The sequence below is a fragment of the Zhongshania sp. genome (genome assembly GCF_041584495.1).
Classification (GTDB): Bacteria; Pseudomonadota; Gammaproteobacteria; order Pseudomonadales; family Spongiibacteraceae; genus Spongiibacter.
Window position 1 is genome coordinate 1 of record NZ_JBFHDY010000021.1, and the last position, 20,563, is coordinate 20,563.

The window sequence follows — 20,563 nt, forward strand, 5'->3', positions numbered from 1 at the left end:
CCGAGTAGGTCATTCACTAAGCCATCGCCATCCGCCGTATTGGCGTCGGAATTAGTGAGGGCGTCAGATACGCTGCCGCCAGTGAGTTCGCCAACGACGGCATCGACCGGGGTAATGATGGGCTCAGCACCGGCAATCACAGGCTCAGTGACGGGGGCAAGGGCGTCGAGTAAAGGCACGCCGACTTCGCTGTCTACGATGTCGGTGACCGGATCAAGACCGCTATCCACCGCGTCGATCACGGGGGCCAAGGCTTCGCCAAGGGGCACTGTAACGGCTGCCAAAGGCGAGCCGCTGCTTGGTGCCGAGGCTGGCGTATTGCTGCCACCACCGAGTAAATCATTCACGAGGCCATTGCCGTCGGTCGTATTGTCGTCACTGTTTGTTAATGCGTCTTCAACGCTGCCACCAGTAATATCGGCCAAGCTTCCATCGACAGGGTCAGTAGCCGGTTCAATTGCGGATAAAATAGGCTCAGTAATGGGCGCCACGACGTCCAATGCCGGAGCAAGCAATTGGTTGTCGAGCACGTCGGTCAGCGGGTCTAGGCTTTTGTCGAGATCCGTTACAGGTGTATCGAGAACTTGTCCAAGTGGGCGTGTGACGATAGGGAGGGGCGAGCTTTCACCTGCCTCGCGGCCACTATTTTGGGTTCGTCCATTACCCAGCAAATCGTTTATGGGCCCCTGGCCGTCTTCGTCGTTGTAATCTTGCGTCGTTAAGGCGTCTTCAAGGCTACCGCCGCTCAGGTCGGACACAATACCGTCTACCGGATGGGTGATGGGGGTAAGTGCGTCAAGTAGTGGGTCAATAGCGGGTGCGGCCGCGCTTAATATAGGTTCTGCAGCTTGCTTGTCGATCACATTGGTAATGGGATCAAGGCTTTCGTCGACGGTGTCAATCAGTGGCGTTAGGCTGCGCCCGAGTGGGGCGCTGACGGATTCGATAGGCGATTTGTTTTTGGGCTTCTTGCCCTGAGCATTGCCAACGGGCTTGTCGTTGCCATTATTGCCCTCTGCGGGGTTGCCTGTACGTAATGCTGTGGCGGAACTTTGGGTTTTGTCACGGTTTTTTCCGCCGCCAAGTAAGTCATTGGCGATGCCGTTACCATCGTCTGTATTTTGGTCTGAATTTGTTAGTGCATCAGAAAGACTCCCTCCGCTGATGTCGTGGAGAATCCCATCGACAGGGCTAATTATCGGCTCTAGGCCTTTTAGTACCGGCGTGGTGACGGGAGATGAGACATCTATTAGTGGCACTCCAATTTGTGCGTCGATGGGGTTGGTGAGGGGGTCTAGCGTAATATCTAAAGTATTTATTGTCGGCATTAAAGACTGGCCAATTGGCGCAGTAACAGGCGATAGAATACTCCCGCTTCCACCATCGGAAAGGTTGGGGGTGGCAATAATAGATTGTGCGTAACTCAGTTGGCTGGTGAGCAGTATTGCTGCGGTTAGTTTGTGTTTGCGGTGCTGGATCATGGAGAGGATTTCCCAGAAATTTGACGTGCATATTGGTGATGGATAAAGCCTAACAAATGTACTGATGTGCGATCCAGTAGCAGCGTAACTTTCCCTTTTATTTGTGTATGTGTTCTTGGTGTGGGCGTTGTTTTTTTTGAGGTTTATCGGCATATGTGCTAAGGGAGATTGCATGTTTTTGTTTTAGGCCGGTGTTAAGTGCCGCAGTGTTACTGTTAATAAAAAGCAACTTTTCTTCGGCACTCATAAACGATGTGCGAAGAAGGGCAATGCCCAGGCTCATAGTGAGTCTGGGCATGATTTCGATAGCGGGGATTCGATTATACGTACATGAAAGCGTGCTACTGATATTATTCGTCAATCACCGCGTCAACAAAGTAGTGGTCAACGCCGTTCACTTTTTCTTTAACCAAACCGTGGCAATCGGTTTCGAAGCCGGGGAAGCGAGAGTTGAAGTCGCGCACAAATTGCAGGTAACGCACGATAATATTATTGAAGCGCTCACCTGGAATAAGTAGCGGAATACCTGGCGGGTAGGGGGTGACCAGCATGGCGGTAATGCGGCCTTCTAGCTCGTCAATGGGGACGCGCTCAACCTTGCGATGAGACATTCTAGCCCAGGCATCCGCGGGGATCATTGCCGCTTCCATTTCAGAGAGGTACATCTCGGTGGTAATGCGCGCCAGATCGTATTCTTTGTAAACGTTGTGAATATCGCTACACAGATCGCGCAGGCCGACCTTCTCGTATTTCGGGAACTTGGCGGCGAACTGGGGCATTACCCGCCACAGCGGCAGGTTCTGATCGTAGTCGTCTTTAAACTGCTGTAGCTCCGTCACCATCGAGTTCCAGCGGCCCTTGGTGATGCCGATAGTGAACATAATGAAGAAGGAGTACATGCCGGTTTTTTCGATGATAATGCCGTGTTCAGCGAGGTATTTGCTCACGATGGATGCGGGGATACCGATCTCATCGAAGTTGCCATCGACATCAAGGCCTGGGGTAATGATAGTTGCTTTAATCGGGTCGAGCATATTAAAGCCAGACTCAATATCGCCAAAGCCATGCCAACGGTCATCGGAGTGAATTACCCAGTCGTCACGGTCGCCAATACCCTCTTCGGCTAATACTTCTGGTCCCCAAACACGGAACCACCAATCGTCGCCGTAATCGGCATCGACTTTGCGCATGGCGCGCCGGAAGTCGAGGGCTTCCATAATCGATTCATCAACCAGCGCGGTGCCGCCAGGCGCTTCCATCATGGCTGCAGCCACGTCGCACGAGGCGATAATCGCATACTGCGGGCTGGTGGATGAGTGCATTAAATACGACTCATTGAAACGATGGGTGTCGAGTTTCCGCTGGGTGCCGTCTTGCACAAGAATCTGCGATGCTTGAGAAAGGCCCGCCAAGAGCTTATGGGTAGACTGGGTGGCAAACACCAAGGTGTCGTCGGAGCGAGGGCGACCCGCGCCGATGGCGTGCATATTGTGGTAAAAACTGTGGAAGGCGGCGTGGGGCAGCCAAGCTTCATCGAAGTGCAGGGTGTCGATAGTAGAGTCGAGGATGTCTTTGATTTCTTCGACGTTATACACAATACCGTCGTAGGTACTCTGGGTAATGGTCAGAATACGTGGTTTCTTGTCTTCGGCGTGGCGGGCAAAGGGGTGATCCTCGATTTTTTTACGGATCGCTGCTGGATCAAACTCACTCTTTGGAATTGGACCGATAATGCCGTAATGGTTGCGGGTTGGCATTAAGAACACGGGAATCGCGCCGGTCATAATAATGCTGTGCAAAATCGACTTATGGCAGTTGCGGTCAACCACCACGATATCGCCGGGCGCGACGGTGGAGTGCCATACCACTTTATTGGACGTCGAGGTGCCATTGGTCACAAAGAATAGGTGGTCGCAGCCAAATATACGTGCAGCATTGTTCTCACTGGCGTTAACTGGGCCAGTGTGGTCGAGCAGCTGGCCGAGCTCTTCTACTGCATTACACACGTCGGCGCGCAGTAGGTTCTCGCCAAAGAACTGATGGAACATTTGGCCAACGGGGCTTTTTAAAAATGCGACCCCGCCAGAGTGACCTGGGCAGTGCCAAGAATATGAACTGTCGCTGGCATAGTTCATCAGTGCGTGGAAAAACGGTGGCGCGAGGGCTGACAGGTATTTATTGGCTTCACGAATGATGTGGCGGGCCACAAAGTCTGGGGTGTCTTCAAACATGTGAATGAAGCCGTGCAGTTCGCGGAGTATTTCATTGGGAATATGGCGCGAAGTGCGGGTTTCTCCATAGAGAAACACCGGTATATCGGTGTTGCGCTGGCGCACAGCGGTCATGAATTGGCCAATAGACTCCAAGGCTTGGCTTACCGTCTCGTCGCTGCCGTCGCCAAACTCTTCATCGTCGATTGACAAGATAAAGCAGGAGGCACGGCTCGCCTGTTGTGCAAAGGCGGTGAGATCGCCGTAGCTGGTCAGGCCAATCACTTCCATGCCTTCTTTGCTGATGGCGTCGGCGAGGTCGCGGATGCCAGAGCCAGAGATGTTTTCTGAGCGAAAGTCTTCGTCAATGATGACGACGGGGAAACGAAATTTCATTTATACGGCCATTGTTGGTGTTGGCTTTTCCCAGAAAGCTCTGGGTCCTATCGCACGGCGTTAACTGTATGCGCCCGCCGCGCGGCTTGGTAATATCGCTTATAGCGGTGGCAATGATATTACTTTATTGGCTGCCTACCCTAACAATAATCCATGACGGCTGTCAGTCAAATTGAGCATATCCTGACGGATAAGACAGGCGGGCGCACGGAAAGTTTTGGTAGGGGCTTAGAGCGTTAAATTGGATCTTTACCCGCCATTGGCATGGCGGGTAAAGCCTCAGGCAATGCTGTCGAGCAAATACTGGGGCAGCGCAAACGCGCCGGCGTGCAATTCCGGGTTGTAGTAGCGGGTTTTAATGCCGCTAGCCTTAAACCGAGTTTGCAGAGTACTTAGCGCCTGGGTCCGAGCGCTAGGCTCGTTGCTAGCCCAAGCAAAGGTCATGATGCCGCCGACATAGGTCGGGACTGCCGCTGTATAAAAAGCGGTGTCGTGAAATAACGGCGACAAGCGCTTATAGCTGGTACTGACTTCGTCGGGTTGCATAAACGCGACGCCATTCTGCGCGGCGAAAATTCCGCCAGGCTTCAGGCAGCGCTTGATCCCTTCGTAAAAAGGTGAAGTAAACAGGACCTCGCCGGGACCAATAGGATCGGTACTGTCTGACAAGATGACATCAAACTGGCGATCGCACTGCTTAACGAAATCAATGCCGTCACCAATCACAATTTCGGCGCGGGGATTTTCATAAGCCCCAGCAGAATGATTGGGTAGGTATTTAACGCACATATCGATAACCGCTTGGTCTATTTCGACCTGCACAGCATTCTCTACTTCTGGGTGTTTAAGTACTTCGCGAAGCAGGCCACCGTCGCCGCCACCAATAATGAGCACGCTTTTGGCACTGCCGTGAGCAAATAGCGGAGTGTGCGCCAGCATTTCATGATAAATGAATTCATCGCGCTCGGTAGTTTGAATAATACCGTCTAACGCCATGACCCGGCCAAAGCTGCCGGATTCAAAGATGATTAAATGCTGATGCTCGGTCTTGCTTTCAAACAAGACCTCGCGAATGTGAAAACCTTGGTGGTAGTCGCCGTGGAGGGTTTCGTTAAACCACTCAGACATCGCCCATTCTCCCGCGCAGGTTTTCGCTCACCTCAATACGAGAGGGTGAAAAGGCCCTTTGCAGGATATCTACCGCCAATTCTGGTTTTGCATCGCCGCACATGAATACGTCAAAAGCAGCGTAATCGCGCTCTGGCCAAGTGTGCACACTTATGTGCGACTCAGCTAATACCGCAACGCCAGAAACTCCGCCATTTGGGGTGAAATGATGCATATGAATATGCAGCAGTGTTGCACCACATTCATTGACGCAGTCAATAAAAGCTTTTTCCATGCGGGGAAGTTCATCGAGGTGGGATGCGCCCCACAAGTCGATAATTAAATGGGTCCCAGCGTACGCTACGCCGTTACGAATAATAAGGTGGTCGAGATTTTCGTCGGACTGTGTAATCGGATTACACGTGGCAGCGCCGGCCTCCAAAGAAGGCATATGATCTAGGCTTTTCATTTAGCATAAATCCTCCGCATAGGTGAAAGAGCCGGCGATTTAAACGTGTTTTCCCTTAAATAGCAATAAAAAATCCTGTAAAAATCCCTTTGCTGGCCTTATACCAAAGTCATTGAAGGGCTTGGGATTTTATGACTTTGTGACGCTGGCTTGAAGGGGGTAAATCAAGGCATAGTAGCTATCTGTTTGTGGAAACATATAAAGGAAGCTGTGCCATGAGTATTTTTGATCGCTACCGCAAACCCACCGTTATCCCTACTGCTGAGCAGGCGCTGCCTGGTCGCAGTGAAAAAATGCGGGTAGCGGCGAAACACACCGTGTTAAAAAGCCCGCTGCTAGGACCATTCCCAGCGGCTTATCAGCAAATAGTGTTTGGCCTGGGGTGCTTTTGGGGGGCAGAGCGCAAGTTTTGGCAGCAAGCTGGGGTGTTCACCACCGCGGCTGGATACTGCGGTGGGCATACGCCCAACCCAACCTACCAGGAAGTGTGTTCGGGTATGACCGGTCACAATGAGGTGGTGCTGGTGGTGTTTGACCCTGAGCTCATTAGTGTGCAAAAACTGCTGGCGGTGTTTTGGGAGAGTCACAATCCCACCGAAGGCATGCGTCAAGGCAATGATATTGGCACTCAATATCGCTCGGGAATTTACTGCTCAAATGAGGAGCAGCTGGCCTTGGCAAATGCCTCTGCCGAGCAATACCAAAAAGCCTTAAGCCAAGCGGGCTTGCCAGAAATTAGCACTGAAATAGTCATGGCTGGTGAGTTTTACTATGCCGAAGACTATCACCAGCAGTATTTAGACAAGAATCCGGGTGGTTACTGTGGTTTAGGTGGGACGGGGGTGAGCTGCCCGCTGTAGTGAGATCCGTCCGACGTCAGACGTCGGACGTCTGACGATCAGTTACCCCGCCATTTCGTCTGATACAGATCATGACGGCGGTCGCGCAAGTTCTGCACCGTGCCGCTATTGCGCGCGACTCTTAATGCCTCTGGGCGTAAATCGGCAATGGCCACGGTTTCCACGTTGGGGGTGGTGTCGGCGGCAATGCCGTCACGGGCAAAGTGGAAGTCGCAGGGTGTGAGAATACAGCTCTGGGCGTATTGAATGTCCATGTTGGCGACATTAGGCAGGTTGCCCACATTGCCCGACATTACCACGTACACCTGATTCTCGACTGCGCGTGCCTGACAGCAGTAACGCACGCGCAAATAGCTCTGGCGCTCGTCGGTACAGAAGGGCACGAAGAGAATTTCTGCACCCTGGTCGACCAGGTGGCGAGACAGTTCGGGAAACTCTGAGTCGTAGCAAATTAGCACACCGATTGGCCCGCAGTCGGTGTCAATCACTTGTAACTCATTACCCCCTTCAATATTCCACCAATACACTTCGTTGGGGGTGGGGTGGATTTTGGCCTGTTCGTCAACGCGACCATCGCGATGAAATACGTAGGAGATATTTTCGACCCGGCCATTGGCCACTCGCGTGGGGTGGGAGCCGCCAATAATATTAATGTTGTAGCGAACCGCCAAATCTTGCATCGCTTCAACATAGCGAGGGGTGTATTTGGTCAATGCCTCTATAGATTGAATGGGCGTTAATTCCTGATTTTCAATCGACAGTAATTGCAGGGTGATTAATTCGGGGAAGACCACGAAATCCCCTTTGTAGTCGGCAACCACATCGACGAAGTATTCAATAAACGACATAAACTCAGTGAAGGACTGCACGCGACGCTGCATATACTGCACGGTGCCGACTCGCACGGTGTCGGGTTGGCGGCCGCCGTGACGCTTGGTGTGGGCGGCTGCAGCGGCGGTTTCGACCTTGGGGTTGTGCCAGACTAAATGTACGCCATAGCCGAGTGAGTCTTTGTCGGCGTTTAGGTAATTTGGTACTAGGTCGAGTACTTCGAAATCGTTATGGAGTTGAAATGACAGTACTGGGTCGCGGGTTTTTTGGCTGACAACCGCTTCCAGATAGTTTTCTGCGCTGCCGTATTTTTTAATGCGTCGAGATAAGCTGGGCAGGCGGCCAACAAAGACAATGCCTTTTAGGCCCAAGGATTCGCAGAGCTTTTTACGGGCGTTATAGAGGCGTTGGCCAATGCGATAGCCGCGCACGCTACTGTCTACGCAGACTTCCATGCCGTACATCCATTCGCCTTCCGGGTCGTGGCGGGTGCCGTAGCCATTTGCGGTGATTGCGGCCCAACTATGAGGTTTTAAACAGACGTCCCCACTAATCCGAAACGTGGCGCAGTAGCCGACGATGTCGTCTTCTAAAGTGACAACAAATTTACCTTCGCCAAAATTATTGAGCTGGCCGCGTAATTCTGCCCGAGTATAGGGATCGATTCCGGTGCCGTCGTAAACCCGCTTAGACAGTGCGGCAATGGCGGGGATATCTTTAATCATTGCATTTCGGACCCGCAGGACTTTGCCTGTGGAGGCAATTTTTTTACCACCCGTGGTGTTTCTGGCCATGTTATAAACTCTTGAATTGGGCTGGGGAAATTAGGTTTTGCTTTTACTGCTGGCGCTGCGTCGAACTGGGCCGGACTTTACGCCTTCCGTCTTGTTTGAGGTAGTGTTTGTGGCAGCGGTTTTTTCGGTATTTTTATCAATTTTTGTGTCACTGCTGGGTTTGCCGGTAGTGGTTTTGTCTGCTGATTTACGATTAGTGGCTAAGCCACTCAAGGATTTAAGCACCCGTGCCGACAGGTCGAGGGTTTTCATACCCTCGGTAAAAGCGGTTTTGGCTATTTGTTGAACCATCTCGGTATCGCCTTCGCCAATGCGTTTGTACACCGCATCCCATAATGGTTGGGCGTCTGGCAGGCCGACCAAGCGGCGCATTTCCTCTGGGCTTATTTCAACTTCGAGATGAATTTTCATATTCTGCTACCCCGCATTGTAATAATTGAGTATGCCATCCGCAGTTGTCGGGTCAATCATTAGCGCCAAAAGCGGAGGCAATATTTAGCTATTAAGCTGGCTTAGCACATACTGCAAAATACCGCCGTGGCGGAAATAACCCAGCTCTTCTTGGGTATCAATGCGAAGTCGACCGAGTACCTCGTGGCGGCTGCCATCACTGCGCGACAGCACAATACGGACCGTTTGCTTGGGACTAAGTTGTTCTTCACAGGGAGTGATGTCAACTTGCTCGTCGCCTTGCAGGTCCAGCATTTCTCTAGGTATTTCCTTGTCAAACTCCACGGGCATAATGCCCATGCCGACCAAGTTAGAGCGATGGATGCGCTCAAAACTCTCGGCAATCACGGCTTTAACACCAAGTAGTAAGGTGCCCTTGGCGGCCCAGTCGCGACTTGAGCCGGTGCCGTATTGCTTGCCAGCGATAATGACGAGGGGCTTATCGATCTCGAGGTATTTCACGGCAGCTTTGAATATTGGCAGCACAGTTTGTCCGTCAGGTGCGAGTGTATAGCCACCTTCGCGGTCTACAAGTTTGTTGTTGAGTCGCGTGTTGGCAAAGGTGCCTCGGCTCATCACTTCGTGGTTGCCGCGCCGGGAGCCGTAAGAGTTAAAGTCATTGGGTGCGACGCCAATACTCTGTAAATAGTGGCCCGCTGGGCTGTCGGTAGCAATCTTACCTGCCGGTGAAATGTGATCTGTGGTTATTGAGTCGCCGAAAACACCAAGAATGCGGGCGCTCCGCAAAACGGGGAATTCCTCGCCAGCAAGGTGGGGTGTGTCGAAAAAGCTGGGGCAGCGAATATAGCTTGAATCAACTTGCCACTGATAAGTATCACTCTTGTCAACCTCGATGGCCTGCCACTCTTTGGTGCCAAGGTAGACGTCTTGGTAGGCGTCGCGGTACATGGCGCCGCTTACAATTTTGCGTATTTCGTGAATTTCAGCGGTGCTCGGCCACAAATCTTTGAGGAATACCTCCGCGCCTCTGCTGTCGGTCGCAATAGCCTCTTCCTGCAAGTTGCACAGGGTTGTGCCCGCGAGGGCATAGGCAACGACGAGTGGTGGCGAGGCTAGCCAGCTCGCTTTGACCTGGGGATGAATACGTCCGTCAAAGTTGCGGTTGCCAGACAATAGGGCGGAAACCACCATGTTCTTGCTGTCGATGGCTTTCGCGATGGGCTCGCGCAGCGGCCCGGAGTTGCCAATGCAGGTTGTGCAGCCGTAGCCAACCAAATCAAAGCCGAGGGAGTTGAGGTCGTCTTGTAGGCCACTGTCAGCTAAATATTTGCTGACGACTTTAGAGCCCGGTGCGAGTGAGGTTTTCACCCAGGGCTTTACCCTTAAACCTCGCTCGCGCGCTTTGCGGGCCACTAAACCTGCCGCAATCATCACGTCGGGGTTTGAGGTGTTGGTACAGCTGGTAATGGCGGCAATTACCACGTCGCCGTGGTGGAGTTTGAGCTTCATGTCCTCAATGTCGGCGGTTTCGTTTAAATCACGCTCGCTGTCGGCTAAATAGTCGCGCATGGCATTGCCAAGATCGCTGACGGCGACTCGATCTTGTGGGCGGCTTGGCCCGGATAGACTTGGTTCAACCGTGTCTAAGTTCAGCGTTACGCTGTGGCTGAATATTGGATAGTCGCCTGGATTTCGCCATAGTCCTTGGGCTTTGCAGTACTGTTCGGTAAGCGCGATGGTTTGCTCGGGCCGGCCCGTTAGCTTTAAGTAGGCGAGGGTGGCCTCGTCCACAGGGAAATAGCCGCAAGTGGCGCCGTATTCTGGTGCCATATTGGCAATGGTAGCGCGATCAGCCACGCTGAGCTCGGCGAGACCGTCGCCAAAGAACTCAACGAATTTACCAACAACGCCTTCGCGGCGCAGAATTTCTACCACGCTGAGGACCAGGTCGGTCGCGGTAACGCCTTCGCGGAGTTTGCCGCTGAGTTCAAAGCCGACAACGTCGGGCAGCATCATGGAATAAGGCTGCCCAAGTAATGCTGCTTCGGCTTCAATGCCGCCCACGCCCCAGCCAAGTACGCCTAAGCCGTTGACCATAGGGGTGTGGCTGTCGGTGCCAAGCACGGTGTCGGGGTAGGCCATTGTGCCGTCTTCGCTAACCCAGACCACTTGCGCTAAATATTCCAAATTCACCTGATGGCAGATGCCGGTGCCAGGCGGTACTACATTGAAATTATGAAATGCCGATTGGCCCCACTTAAGGAGGCGGTAGCGCTCTTCGTTACGCTCCATTTCTTTCGCTACGTTTTCGCCAAAGGCCTGTGGCGAGCCGTATTGATCTACGGTTACGGAATGGTCAATAACGAGGTGAACTGGAATCTGCGGATTGATGGCCGAGACATCGCCGCCGCGCTTGGCAACGGCGTCGCGCATAGCCGCCAAATCAACAATGGCAGGTACGCCTGTGAAGTCCTGCATTAACACGCGGGCTGGCGAAAAATTGAGGTCATCGCCGCTGCTGGCGTTGTTGAGCCAGCGCGAGAAGGCAACGATGATGTCGGCGTTAATGGTTTTGCCGTCGAAATGGCGCAGCTGATTTTCTAATAAAATTTTGAGGGATTTGGGCAGTTGGGCCAAGCGTTCGTCGCCCAGTTTTTGCAAATCGTAATACTGGTAGCTCTGCTCGCCGCAAATCAGATCCGAGAGCAGGTGTTTTGTGGACTGCATGGGTGAACTCCTATGAGCTTAGTCGTATGTGCATCGCTTACCCTAGCACAGACAGCTGAAAAAGCAGGTTTCTCCCCGAGACAAAGCGCAAAAAATGGCGGGAGTGCGGTCAGTGAGGGCAATTACTCACGATAAAGTCAGGTTTTTGCTAGGGGAATATCTGGTCGTGGCGTATGGCACCATTTTTCTAGTGAATTATTGGCCTTGCTGTGCTGTAATCGATCTCGACCTCGGGGTGCCGGCCCCGCTTAAGACCGGCACCCCGCTACCCAATAAATATAAATTAAGGGGGCGAATTGAAAGTTACAAATGTTAGCGACGCCGAGTATTTTCACAAGGTTGTCGATTGTCAGTATGCCTGCCCAGCCCACACGCCGGTGCCAGAATATATTCGTTTAATTGCCGCGCAGCGTTATACCGACGCCTATATGATTAACTGGGAATCCAATGTATTTCCCGGTGTCTTGGGCCGCACCTGTGATCGTCCCTGCGAGCCGGCGTGCCGACGGGGGCGCGTTGAAGATGAACCCGTTGCCATTTGCCGTTTGAAGCGAGTGGCAGCAGACAATAAGGGTGACATCAGTGCGTTGATGCCGATCATTCCCAATAAAAAAAATGGTAAACGCATTGCCGTGATTGGCGCTGGGCCAGCCACGCTCACCGTGGCTAGGGATCTTATGCCACTCGGTTATAGTATTGATTTATACGACGATCAGCGCGCTGGCGGCGGCTTTATGCGCAGCCAAATTCCCGCGTTTCGCCTCCCGGAAGAAGTGCTCAATGAAGAAGTCGAGCGCATCCTCAACATGGGTGTGCTCACCCATTTCAATCATTATGTCGACAGCTTAAAAGCGCTACTAGATAAAGACTATGACGCGGTGTTTGTCGGCAGCGGCGCCCCCCGTGGCCGCGATCTCGATATCCCCGGTCGGCAAGAAGCCGCGGCCAATATCCACATCGGTATTGATTGGTTGTCGAGTGTTGCCTTTGAACATATTGATACGATCGGCAAGCGCGTAATCGTTTTGGGCGGTGGTAATACTGCGATGGATTGCTGTCGCACAGCCCGACGCGTGGGTGGTGACGAGGTTAAGGTGGTGGTGCGTAGCCCCTTTGCTGAAATGAAGGCCTCGCCTTGGGAAAAAGAAGACGCCCAGCACGAAGGCATACCGATTTTAGATAACCATGTTCCTAAGGAGTTTATTCTCGAAGAGGGCCGCTTAGTGGCCATGGCTTTCGATAAAGTGAAAGCGGTTTACGACGCCACAGGTAAGCGAAGTTTGGTGTCGACCGGTGAAAAGCCGGTGGTTTTGCCCTGTGATGATGTGCTCATTGCTATCGGTCAGGAAAACGCCTTCCCGTGGATAGAGCGCAACATTGATATTGAATTTGGCAAATGGGATATGCCGGTGGTTGATGAAACCACTTTCCAGTCTAGTAACCCCAACGTTTTTTTTGGTGGCGATGCCGCCTTTGGCCCGCAGAATGTCATTACCGCCGTGGCTCACGGCCATCAAGCCGCCATCTCAATAGACCTGTTTTGTCAGGGCGAATCGGTCGCCAAGCGGCCGCCACCGGGTGTCACCTTGGTCAGTCAGAAAATGGGTATTCACGAGTGGAGTTACGACAGTGAGGTGGCGACGGATGTTCGCTACCAAGTACCCCAAGCCGAGCTAGAAAAATCCCTCAGTAATCGCAAGCTGGAAGTAGAGTTGGGCTTTGACGCTGCCACCGCCTTTCACGAGGCCCAGCGCTGCCTGAACTGTGACGCGCAAACGGTGTTTACTGAAAAACTCTGTATTGAATGTGATGCCTGTGTCGACATTTGCCCCACCGATTGCCTGAGTATTGTGGTCAACGATGTTGACGAGGCCGAGCTGCGTCAAAAACTGAAAATGCCAGCTAAAAATACTGAGCAAGACATTTATGTGTCCGCCGATTTAGCCACTGGCCGCGCCATGATTAAGGACGAAGATATGTGTTTGCACTGCGGGCTATGTGCCGAACGCTGCCCAACGGCGGCGTGGGATATGCAGAAATTCTATTACACAGTGAGCAAAGCAGGGCAGGGCGTCTGAGATGAAACAGATCGAAGCAGTAAACGACTTTGTCATTAAATTCGCCAATGTAAACGGTACCGGCTCCGCGAGTGCCAATAATATGTTTGCCAAGGCGGTATTCCGCATGGGCTTGCCGGTAAGCCCCAAGAATATCTTTCCCTCAAATATTCAGGGGCTACCCACATGGTATGAGGTGCGGGTTAGCGAAAAGGGCTACCTCGGCCGCCGTGGCGGTATCGACATGATGGTGGGCATGAATGCCCAGAGCATGGCCAAAGATATTCAAGAAGTGGAGAGCGGGGGCTATTTCTTTTACGACTCCAGCAAGCCCCTCGATTTGCGGATGATGCGCAATGATATTCATTTTATTGGCGTACCCCTCAAAGATTTGTGTCAGCGGGAATTTAGCGACGCTCGTCAGCAGCAATTGTTTCGCAATGTGATTTACGTCGGCGCTCTAGCTGCGTTGTTAGATATTGAATTTGATGTGCTTACTGAGCTCGTGTCAGATCAGTTTCGCGGCAAAGAAAAGCTGATTACGCCTAATGTGCGGGCTTTGGAGCTAGGTTACCACTACGCCAGCGAGCATTATTCTTGTCCCCTCGGCATTCGCCTAGAACGCCGTGATGCCGTCGGTGACCAAATTCTCATTGATGGCAATACGGCGGCCGGACTTGGCGCAATATACGGCGGCGCTACGGTGGCGGCGTGGTACCCTATTACGCCATCGACCTCGGTGGTCGATGGCTTTGATAAATACTGTAAACGCCTGCGGATTGACCCCGGCAGCGGCAATAAAAATTACGCTATTGTGCAGGCCGAAGACGAGCTAGCCGCGATTGGCATGGTGATTGGTGCCAGCTGGAATGGCGCGCGGGCCTTTACCGCGACCAGCGGCCCCGGCATTTCCCTAATGAGCGAGTTCTTGGGCTTGGCGTATTTTGCCGAGATTCCCACTGTGCTAATCGATGTGCAGCGCGCTGGGCCATCTACGGGTATGCCAACCCGCACCCAGCAATCTGATATTTTGGCCTGTGCCTACGCCTCTCACGGCGATACCAAGCATGTATTATTATTTCCCGCCACACCCCGCGAATGCTTTGAAATGACGGCAGAGGCTTTTGATCTGGCCGAGTCATTGCAGACGCCAGTCATCATGCTCAGCGATTTGGATTTGGGCATGAACGACACCATGTCGCCGCCACTGATTTGGGACGATAGGCGAGAGTACCTGCGCGGCAAAGTTTTTAACGAAGAGCAATTAGAGGCGATGGGCGAGCGCTTTGGTCGCTATCTTGATATCGACGACGATGGTATTCCCTATCGAACCTACCCCGGTACGCATCCAAGTAAAGGCGCGTTCTTTACTCGCGGAACCTCGCGTGACGAATACGCGGTATACACCGAAGATGGTAATGCTTATGAAAAAAACATGCAGCGTTTACTGAAAAAATGGGACACCGCCAAGCAGCGCGTACCCGCGCCAGAATTGATTAAAGCGGGGCAGGGCAGCAGTATTGGGGTTATTCATTTTGGCACTAGTCGGGATGCCACGCTTGAAGCGATTGATAGCCTAAAGGTCGAAGGTGTTGCGATTGACACCCTGCGCCTGCGAGGCTTTCCTTTTAACAAAACCGTCGATGCCTTTATCGAAGAGCATGACACGGTGTTCTTAGTTGAGCAAAATCGTGACGCGCAAATGCGCACCTTACTGGTGAACGAGTGCCTGATCGCACCGAGGCAGCTTATTCCGATTTTAAATTACAACGGTACCCCCATTACCGCGAAGCAAATTCGCGGCGAAATATTGACGGCTGTGCGTAGTGACAATGTACGGCCCTTGCGTAAACAGCGCTCAGTTAAGGAGTCGGTGTAATGACTTATATTCGTCCCGCCTTTCGCCACCCAGATTTGCCTCGCAATGCCTTGGGCTTTACTCGTAAAGACTACGAAGGTGCCATCTCAACCCTGTGTGCAGGTTGTGGTCATGACTCGATTAGCGCCGCAATTGTGCGAGCCTGTTTTGAATTGGCACTGCCGCCACATAAAGTCGCTAAGCTATCTGGCATTGGCTGTTCCTCAAAAACACCGACCTATTTCTTGGGCAATTCCCACGGCTTTAATTCCGTACACGGTCGTATGCCTTCGGTGGCAACCGGCGCGAATTTGGCAAATAGAGAGCTAATTTATATTGGCGTCTCTGGTGATGGCGACACGGCATCTATCGGTATGGGGCAGTTTACCCACGTGGTTCGCCGCAATTTAAATATGATGTACGTGGTAGAGAATAACGGTTGTTATGGTCTGACCAAGGGTCAAGATTCCGCCACTGCCGACATCGGCTCCGCCAGTAAAAAAGGCGAGCCCAATCACTTTGAGCCTATTGATTTAGCCAGTGTGGCACTGCAACTAGGCGCGACGTTTGTCGCTCGGAGCTTTTCTGGGGATCGTGCGCAATTGGTGCCGCTTGTTAAGGCGGCAATTAGTCATCGGGGCTTTGCTTTTATCGACGTGATCTCTCCCTGTGTCACCTTTAATAACAACGCTAAATCCACGAAAGGCTACGAGCATGTGCGCGAGCATTTAGCCGCGACAGGTACGGTAGATTTTGTGCCCTTTAAAGAAGAAATTTCAGCAGATTACGAGCAAGGCCAATCTAAAGAAGTGACTTTGCACGACGGCTCGGTGGTGCACTTGCATAAAGCTGATCCTGAGTTAGATATTACCAGTCGTCGCTCAGCGTTGCGCTTGATTAACGATAACAAAGCCAAAGATCAAATCCTCACCGGCTTATTGTATATGGATGAAGACTCTCAAGACTTACACGAGATGCTCGGTACCAGCAAAACCCCGTTGCGGGACTTGGGCGCGGCGGAGCTGTGCCCTGGTCGCAACGTGCTGGATAAATTGAATGAGAGCTGGCGCTAAACAAGTGCCATTACTAGCGAGTAAGCAGGCGGCGAATTCGACCCATATTTGCAGATTCTGCGTCACGGCGTTCTAGCAAGGGCGGTATCATTTTATTAATTTCACCGGCGACCTGTTCTCTGAGGCTAACCATGGTTTTTTGCGCGAGCCGCTTGCCCTTGTATTTTCTTAGGTCGAGGGGTGGGGCAAACTGGATATAGCATTTCTGGGGTTTCGGGATCAAGGTGCCGAATACGCCGACAGGCACGGGCCCGAATAAGTCGCTCCGAGTATTATCAGTGATAATCCCCAATCGCTTTAACGCGCGACCAATCAGCGTGTTGGGAAGATCCTGGCCTTCAATAAAATGATCGTAAAACTCTTCTGGGCCGACAATGGCCGTGGGTACAATGGTGTAGCCGTGCTTAGCGGCGAGCTTGATAAAGCCGTAACGCTCTTTCCAGAGGAGTTTGTATTTATCTTCAGCTGACTTAGTCGCTTCGTGGGCGCCGCCGGGAAACACCAGTAAATCGCTGCCGTTTTCCATTAGTGCCGTACATACATCTGGGTGACCAATTACAATGCCGTTGTTGAGTAGCAAATTCTCATTGAACGAATTCCACAAGAATTTATCGCTGAGTGGTCGTAAAAAGCGCTTTTGCTCAATTAACATCGGCAGGCAAATAATCGGGCCGTCTACCGCATACATGGCGTGGTTGGCAATAAATAGACACGGTTGTTGGGGGATGTTGTCCGTGGCGATAAGCGTGGGCTCGAACATCCGCTTAATGACTGTGTCTACAAGCCTAACCATGCGTGACGCTGGGGGCTTAACTTGTAAGGCCTTTTCAATATAGCGAACAAGATCATCGCCGCTGTAGGGTACGGCGGTTTTATCGGTAAAAGCCATGGATAGATCCTGTTACATAAAAAGTAAAGAGCGCGTATTTTAGCAGAGCAGGGAAATGAATAAAAACTTAGGCTTGGGCAAAGGCTGTGATGTCAAGGGAGGTAAATGGCAGGTATTCGCATGCAGTGGTAATTCAGATTTCTACTGCATTGAATGCGTCGGTAGCAAAGTGGCCGAAGTTGTACGTCCATTTTTTTAATCTTCTGTTAGTGATACAAGGCTGGTATTGCCACCAGATGCGGTGGTGTTAACGCTCAGTGTGTGTTCGTTGGCAAAACGTGGCAGATAGTGAGGGCCGCCTGTCTTTGGTCCGGTGCCAGATAAGCCGTGTCCGCCAAAAGGTTGCACGCCAACAACTGCGCCAGTCATGCTGCGATTTACATAGCAATTGCCTGCGCTGATGTCGTTGCAAACTTTTTGCACACGCTCATCAATACGGCTATGTACGCCGAAAGTGAGTGCGTAACCAGACTGGTTGATTTGCGAGACTATGCTGTCAAGTTCATCGTCTTTAAAGCGTATGATGTGCAGTATAGGGCCAAACACTTCCCGCTTAAGTTGTGACAACGCGGAAATTTCAAACGCCCTCGGAGCAAAAAAGCTACCCTCGCTGGTGGCGCAACCCAGCATCCCTTCGGCGACTAATTTACCGGTGTGGCTCATGCGCAGAGTATGTGTAAGTAGTCTATTTAGCGCTGCTTTATCTATCACTGGGCCGATGTCCGTGGACAGTTTTAGCGGGTCACCGAGTGTTAGTTCGGCACAGGCGCCACGGAGCATCGCAATGACCTTATCGGCAATACTGTCTTGTATAAATAGTACTCTCAGAGCGGAACAGCGTTGGCCTGCAGAACGAAATGCACTGGTGATGACATCGTCGACAAGTTGTTCAGGCAGGGCAGTTGAATCGGCAATCATGGCATTTAGTCCTCCAGTTTCGGCAATTAGGGGCACAATTGGGCCGTCTCGCGCGGCGAGCTTGCGATTAATGCGTTGCGCGACATCGGTGGAACCGGTAAAGCACACGCCGGAAATGCGTGGATCGCCGACAAGGTATCTCTCGGTCAAGTCGCCGCTGGTCGGCAATAGGGCGATAACATTTTTAGGGATGCCGGCGGTCAGTAGCAATTCGATGGCTTTGGACGCAATCAGGCTGGTTTGTTGAGCGGGTTTGGCGACAACACAATTGCCAGCCATTAGGGCTGCGCTTAGCTGTCCCATGAAAATGGCCAGGGGGAAGTTCCACGGGCTGATGCATAGAAATACGCCGCGACCCTGCAGGCGAAGGCTATTTGTTTCTCCGGTTGGGCCAGGCATTGACGTTGGTGCGCCAAAAATCCGTTCGCCTTCGTTGGCGTAGTAGCGGCAAAAATCCACGGCTTCTCGAATTTCAGCCATCGCATCGGCTAAGGTTTTCCCTGCCTCCCGCACGCACAGCGCTACTAATTCGGCGCAATGCAGCTCGATCAGGTTCGCCATTTCACGAAGTGCGGCGGCGCGTGTCGGTGCAGGGGTTTGACGCCATTCAGGCACGGCTTGTGCGGTAGTGGACAGGGCGAGTTCAATGTCATCGGCGGTGGCAGCACTAAGCTTACCAATTTCACGTCGGTGGTCACTGGGGTCAAACATGGCTGTCTGCTTAACAGGCGTGGTTGCGCCGTTGATAAATGGTGCGGCAGTCCAGGTGTTTGCTGCGTATTGTTCAACCTCCTCAAGAAAATGTTGGCTTATGGCGCTGTTGGCAAACTCTATGCCTTTGGCGTTTTGTCGGCTGGGGCCATATATATCGACAGGGAGAGGTATTTTAGGGTGGGCTTTTCTGTGGAGTTTGGCAATATAGTCGATGGGGTCTTGCAGTAGCGATTCGATGGGTACGCTATCATCTTGCAGGCGATTGACGAAATTGGTGTTAGCGCCGTTTTCCAGTAAGCGCCGGACTAGATAGGGTAGTAAATCGTGGTGGTTACCGACGGGGGCATAAATTCTGCAAGGATAGGCTCCGTCGTAGTTACCGGTTATCTGATGAAATAACGCTTCTCCCATACCGTGCAAGCGCTGAAATTCAAAACCAGTTTTATGCTCTCCTGCTAGTTCGAGCACGGCGGCAACGGTGTATGCGTTGTGGCTTGCGAACATGGGGTAGAAAATATCTCTCCGAGCCAATAATTTTGCTGCGTTGGCAAGGTAGGAAACATCGGTGGCTGCTTTGCGGGTGTATACTGGGTAGCCAGGCAAGCCGTTTACTTGCGCATATTTGATTTCGGTATCCCAATATGCGCCTTTCACTAGACGTACCGAAATGCGTTGACCGACTTCTTCGCCCAGTGCTGTTAAGAAATCGATCACCCGGCTGCAACGTTTTTGATAAGCTTGAATAGCAAGGCCAAATCCTGGGTAGTCTTGCAGTGCAGGATTACGAAAGACGTTGGCAATTATCTCCAGTGAAATCTCTAAGCGATGGGCTTCTTCAGCATCAACGGTTAGGCCGATATTATAAAGGGAACACATTTTGGCGAGTTGCAGTAGCCTGTCTGTTAGCGCGGGTACGCAGATATGCCGCTGGGTGTATTCATAGCGAGGATGAAGGGCAGAAAGTTTGATGGAGATACTGGGGGCACTATCGATATTGCGCCCCCCTGCCGCTTGGCCTATCGCGCCAATGGCCGCTTTATAAGTGTTGAAATAGCGGGTCGCGTCCTCGGCGCTGCGCGCACCTTCTCCCAGCATGTCGTAGGAATGGCGGTAGCCGAGTTTCTCGTCTTTGACTGCATTTTGTAGCCCCTCTGTAATGGTTTTGCCCATGACAAACTGTTGCCCTAGGATTTTCATTGCATGGAGAATGGCTTGGCGCACAACTATTTCGCCAAGGCGGTGTACAAGGTGTTTGAGAAAAGCAGTACCGGTAAGGGCGTCTTCTTGTGGGGCGTAGCGGCTATTTTCGTCGGCAAGTAACCTGCCCGTTAGCATCAAACCCCATACGGAGCCATTAATAAATAGATCGCCGGACTTGTTCAAATGCTGACTCCAGTCAACACCGGTGATTTTATCCCGAATCATGCTGTCTGCTGTTGCCTTGTCCGGAATGCGCAGCAAGGCTTCGGCAAGGCACATAAGTGCAATACCTTCGCGGGTGCTCAAACCAAACTCCGTTAGAAAACGATCGATACCACCAAATTGGCGACGCCTGTCACGTACAGTCTGAATATACTGCTGAGCGGTTTGCTGTACGGTTCGCTTTTGCTCGGCGTCCAGGGAAATAGATGCCAGTTGTTCAGTCACTGCGCTGGCTTCATCTAGGTGGTAGGCTGCGTTTAGCGTTTGCTTTAGCAAATGGTTAGTGTGATCGCTAGTCGGGGTGTTGGGCATGGCGTGGACTTCCTCTGGGAGGTTGACGACGGTT

At 52.1% G+C, this 20,563-nt stretch carries 13 protein-coding genes; 4 read left to right on the forward strand and 9 right to left on the reverse strand.

The genetic code is table 11. The features are described from left to right. From ABYP33_RS05880 to speD, 4 genes are all read right to left on the reverse strand, one after another. A partial coding sequence (locus tag ABYP33_RS05880) for a hypothetical protein (RefSeq protein ID WP_373089351.1) occupies positions 1-1,481 on the reverse strand: 1,481 nt, incomplete at its 3' end. Positions 1,482-1,831: 350 nt separating this feature from the next. Then, complete coding sequence (locus ABYP33_RS05885) at positions 1,832-4,087, reverse strand: Orn/Lys/Arg decarboxylase N-terminal domain-containing protein (protein WP_373089353.1); 2,256 nt, start codon at positions 4,085-4,087, stop codon at positions 1,832-1,834. A gap of 279 nt (positions 4,088-4,366) precedes the next feature. Continuing rightward, positions 4,367-5,215: a polyamine aminopropyltransferase gene (speE, locus tag ABYP33_RS05890; RefSeq protein WP_373089355.1), complete on the reverse strand. Its 849-nt coding sequence runs from the start codon at positions 5,213-5,215 to the stop codon at positions 4,367-4,369. Further along, positions 5,208-5,663 (reverse strand): adenosylmethionine decarboxylase, encoded by a 456-nt coding sequence (gene speD, locus ABYP33_RS05895; protein ID WP_373089357.1) that lies wholly within the window; start codon positions 5,661-5,663, stop codon positions 5,208-5,210. The genes speE and speD overlap by 8 nt, the downstream gene beginning before the upstream one ends. Before the next feature lie 215 nt (positions 5,664-5,878). Here speD and msrA point away from each other — a divergent pair, with 215 nt between their 5' ends. Further along, positions 5,879-6,523 (forward strand): peptide-methionine (S)-S-oxide reductase MsrA, encoded by a 645-nt coding sequence (gene msrA, locus ABYP33_RS05900; protein ID WP_373089359.1) that lies wholly within the window; start codon positions 5,879-5,881, stop codon positions 6,521-6,523. Between the two features lie 38 nt (positions 6,524-6,561). On the opposite strand, the gene ABYP33_RS05905 is transcribed toward msrA, so the two are convergent. The 3 genes from ABYP33_RS05905 to acnA form a co-directional block, all read right to left on the reverse strand. Further along, positions 6,562-8,148: a nitrilase-related carbon-nitrogen hydrolase gene (locus ABYP33_RS05905; RefSeq protein WP_373089361.1), complete on the reverse strand. Its 1,587-nt coding sequence runs from the start codon at positions 8,146-8,148 to the stop codon at positions 6,562-6,564. Between the two features lie 30 nt (positions 8,149-8,178). Further along, the gene (locus ABYP33_RS05910) at positions 8,179-8,559 is read right to left on the reverse strand and encodes a DUF6489 family protein (RefSeq protein ID WP_373089363.1); all 381 of its coding nucleotides are present in this window, start codon (positions 8,557-8,559) and stop codon (positions 8,179-8,181) included. 84 nt (positions 8,560-8,643) lie between these two features. After that, complete coding sequence (gene acnA / locus ABYP33_RS05915) at positions 8,644-11,286, reverse strand: aconitate hydratase AcnA (RefSeq protein ID WP_373089365.1); 2,643 nt, start codon at positions 11,284-11,286, stop codon at positions 8,644-8,646. Positions 11,287-11,582: 296 nt separating this feature from the next. On the opposite strand from acnA, the gene ABYP33_RS05920 reads away from it, so the two are divergent. From ABYP33_RS05920 to ABYP33_RS05930, 3 genes are read left to right on the forward strand one after another with little or no spacing between them, the layout of a single operon-like run. Further along, complete coding sequence (locus ABYP33_RS05920; protein WP_373089367.1) at positions 11,583-13,364, forward strand: FAD-dependent oxidoreductase; 1,782 nt, start codon at positions 11,583-11,585, stop codon at positions 13,362-13,364. Position 13,365: 1 nt separating this feature from the next. After that, positions 13,366-15,222 carry a 2-oxoacid:acceptor oxidoreductase subunit alpha gene (locus tag ABYP33_RS05925; protein ID WP_373089369.1) on the forward strand — a complete coding sequence of 619 codons (1,857 nt, stop codon included), beginning with the start codon at positions 13,366-13,368 and terminating at the stop codon, positions 15,220-15,222. Further along, complete coding sequence (locus ABYP33_RS05930; RefSeq protein WP_373089371.1) at positions 15,222-16,274, forward strand: 2-oxoacid:ferredoxin oxidoreductase subunit beta; 1,053 nt, start codon at positions 15,222-15,224, stop codon at positions 16,272-16,274. Before ABYP33_RS05925 ends, ABYP33_RS05930 begins: the two co-directional genes overlap by 1 nt. Before the next feature lie 13 nt (positions 16,275-16,287). Here ABYP33_RS05930 and ABYP33_RS05935 read toward each other — a convergent pair whose 3' ends face one another. Together ABYP33_RS05935 and putA are read right to left on the reverse strand one after the other, a co-directional pair. Continuing rightward, a complete protein-coding gene (locus ABYP33_RS05935) occupies positions 16,288-17,163 on the reverse strand; it encodes a lysophospholipid acyltransferase family protein (protein WP_373089373.1) in 876 nt (291 codons plus the stop codon). A gap of 195 nt (positions 17,164-17,358) precedes the next feature. Continuing rightward, positions 17,359-20,529, reverse strand: coding sequence for a bifunctional proline dehydrogenase/L-glutamate gamma-semialdehyde dehydrogenase PutA (gene putA, locus ABYP33_RS05940; protein ID WP_373089375.1), 3,171 nt, complete (start codon positions 20,527-20,529; stop codon positions 17,359-17,361). Positions 20,530-20,563 lie beyond the last annotated feature (34 nt).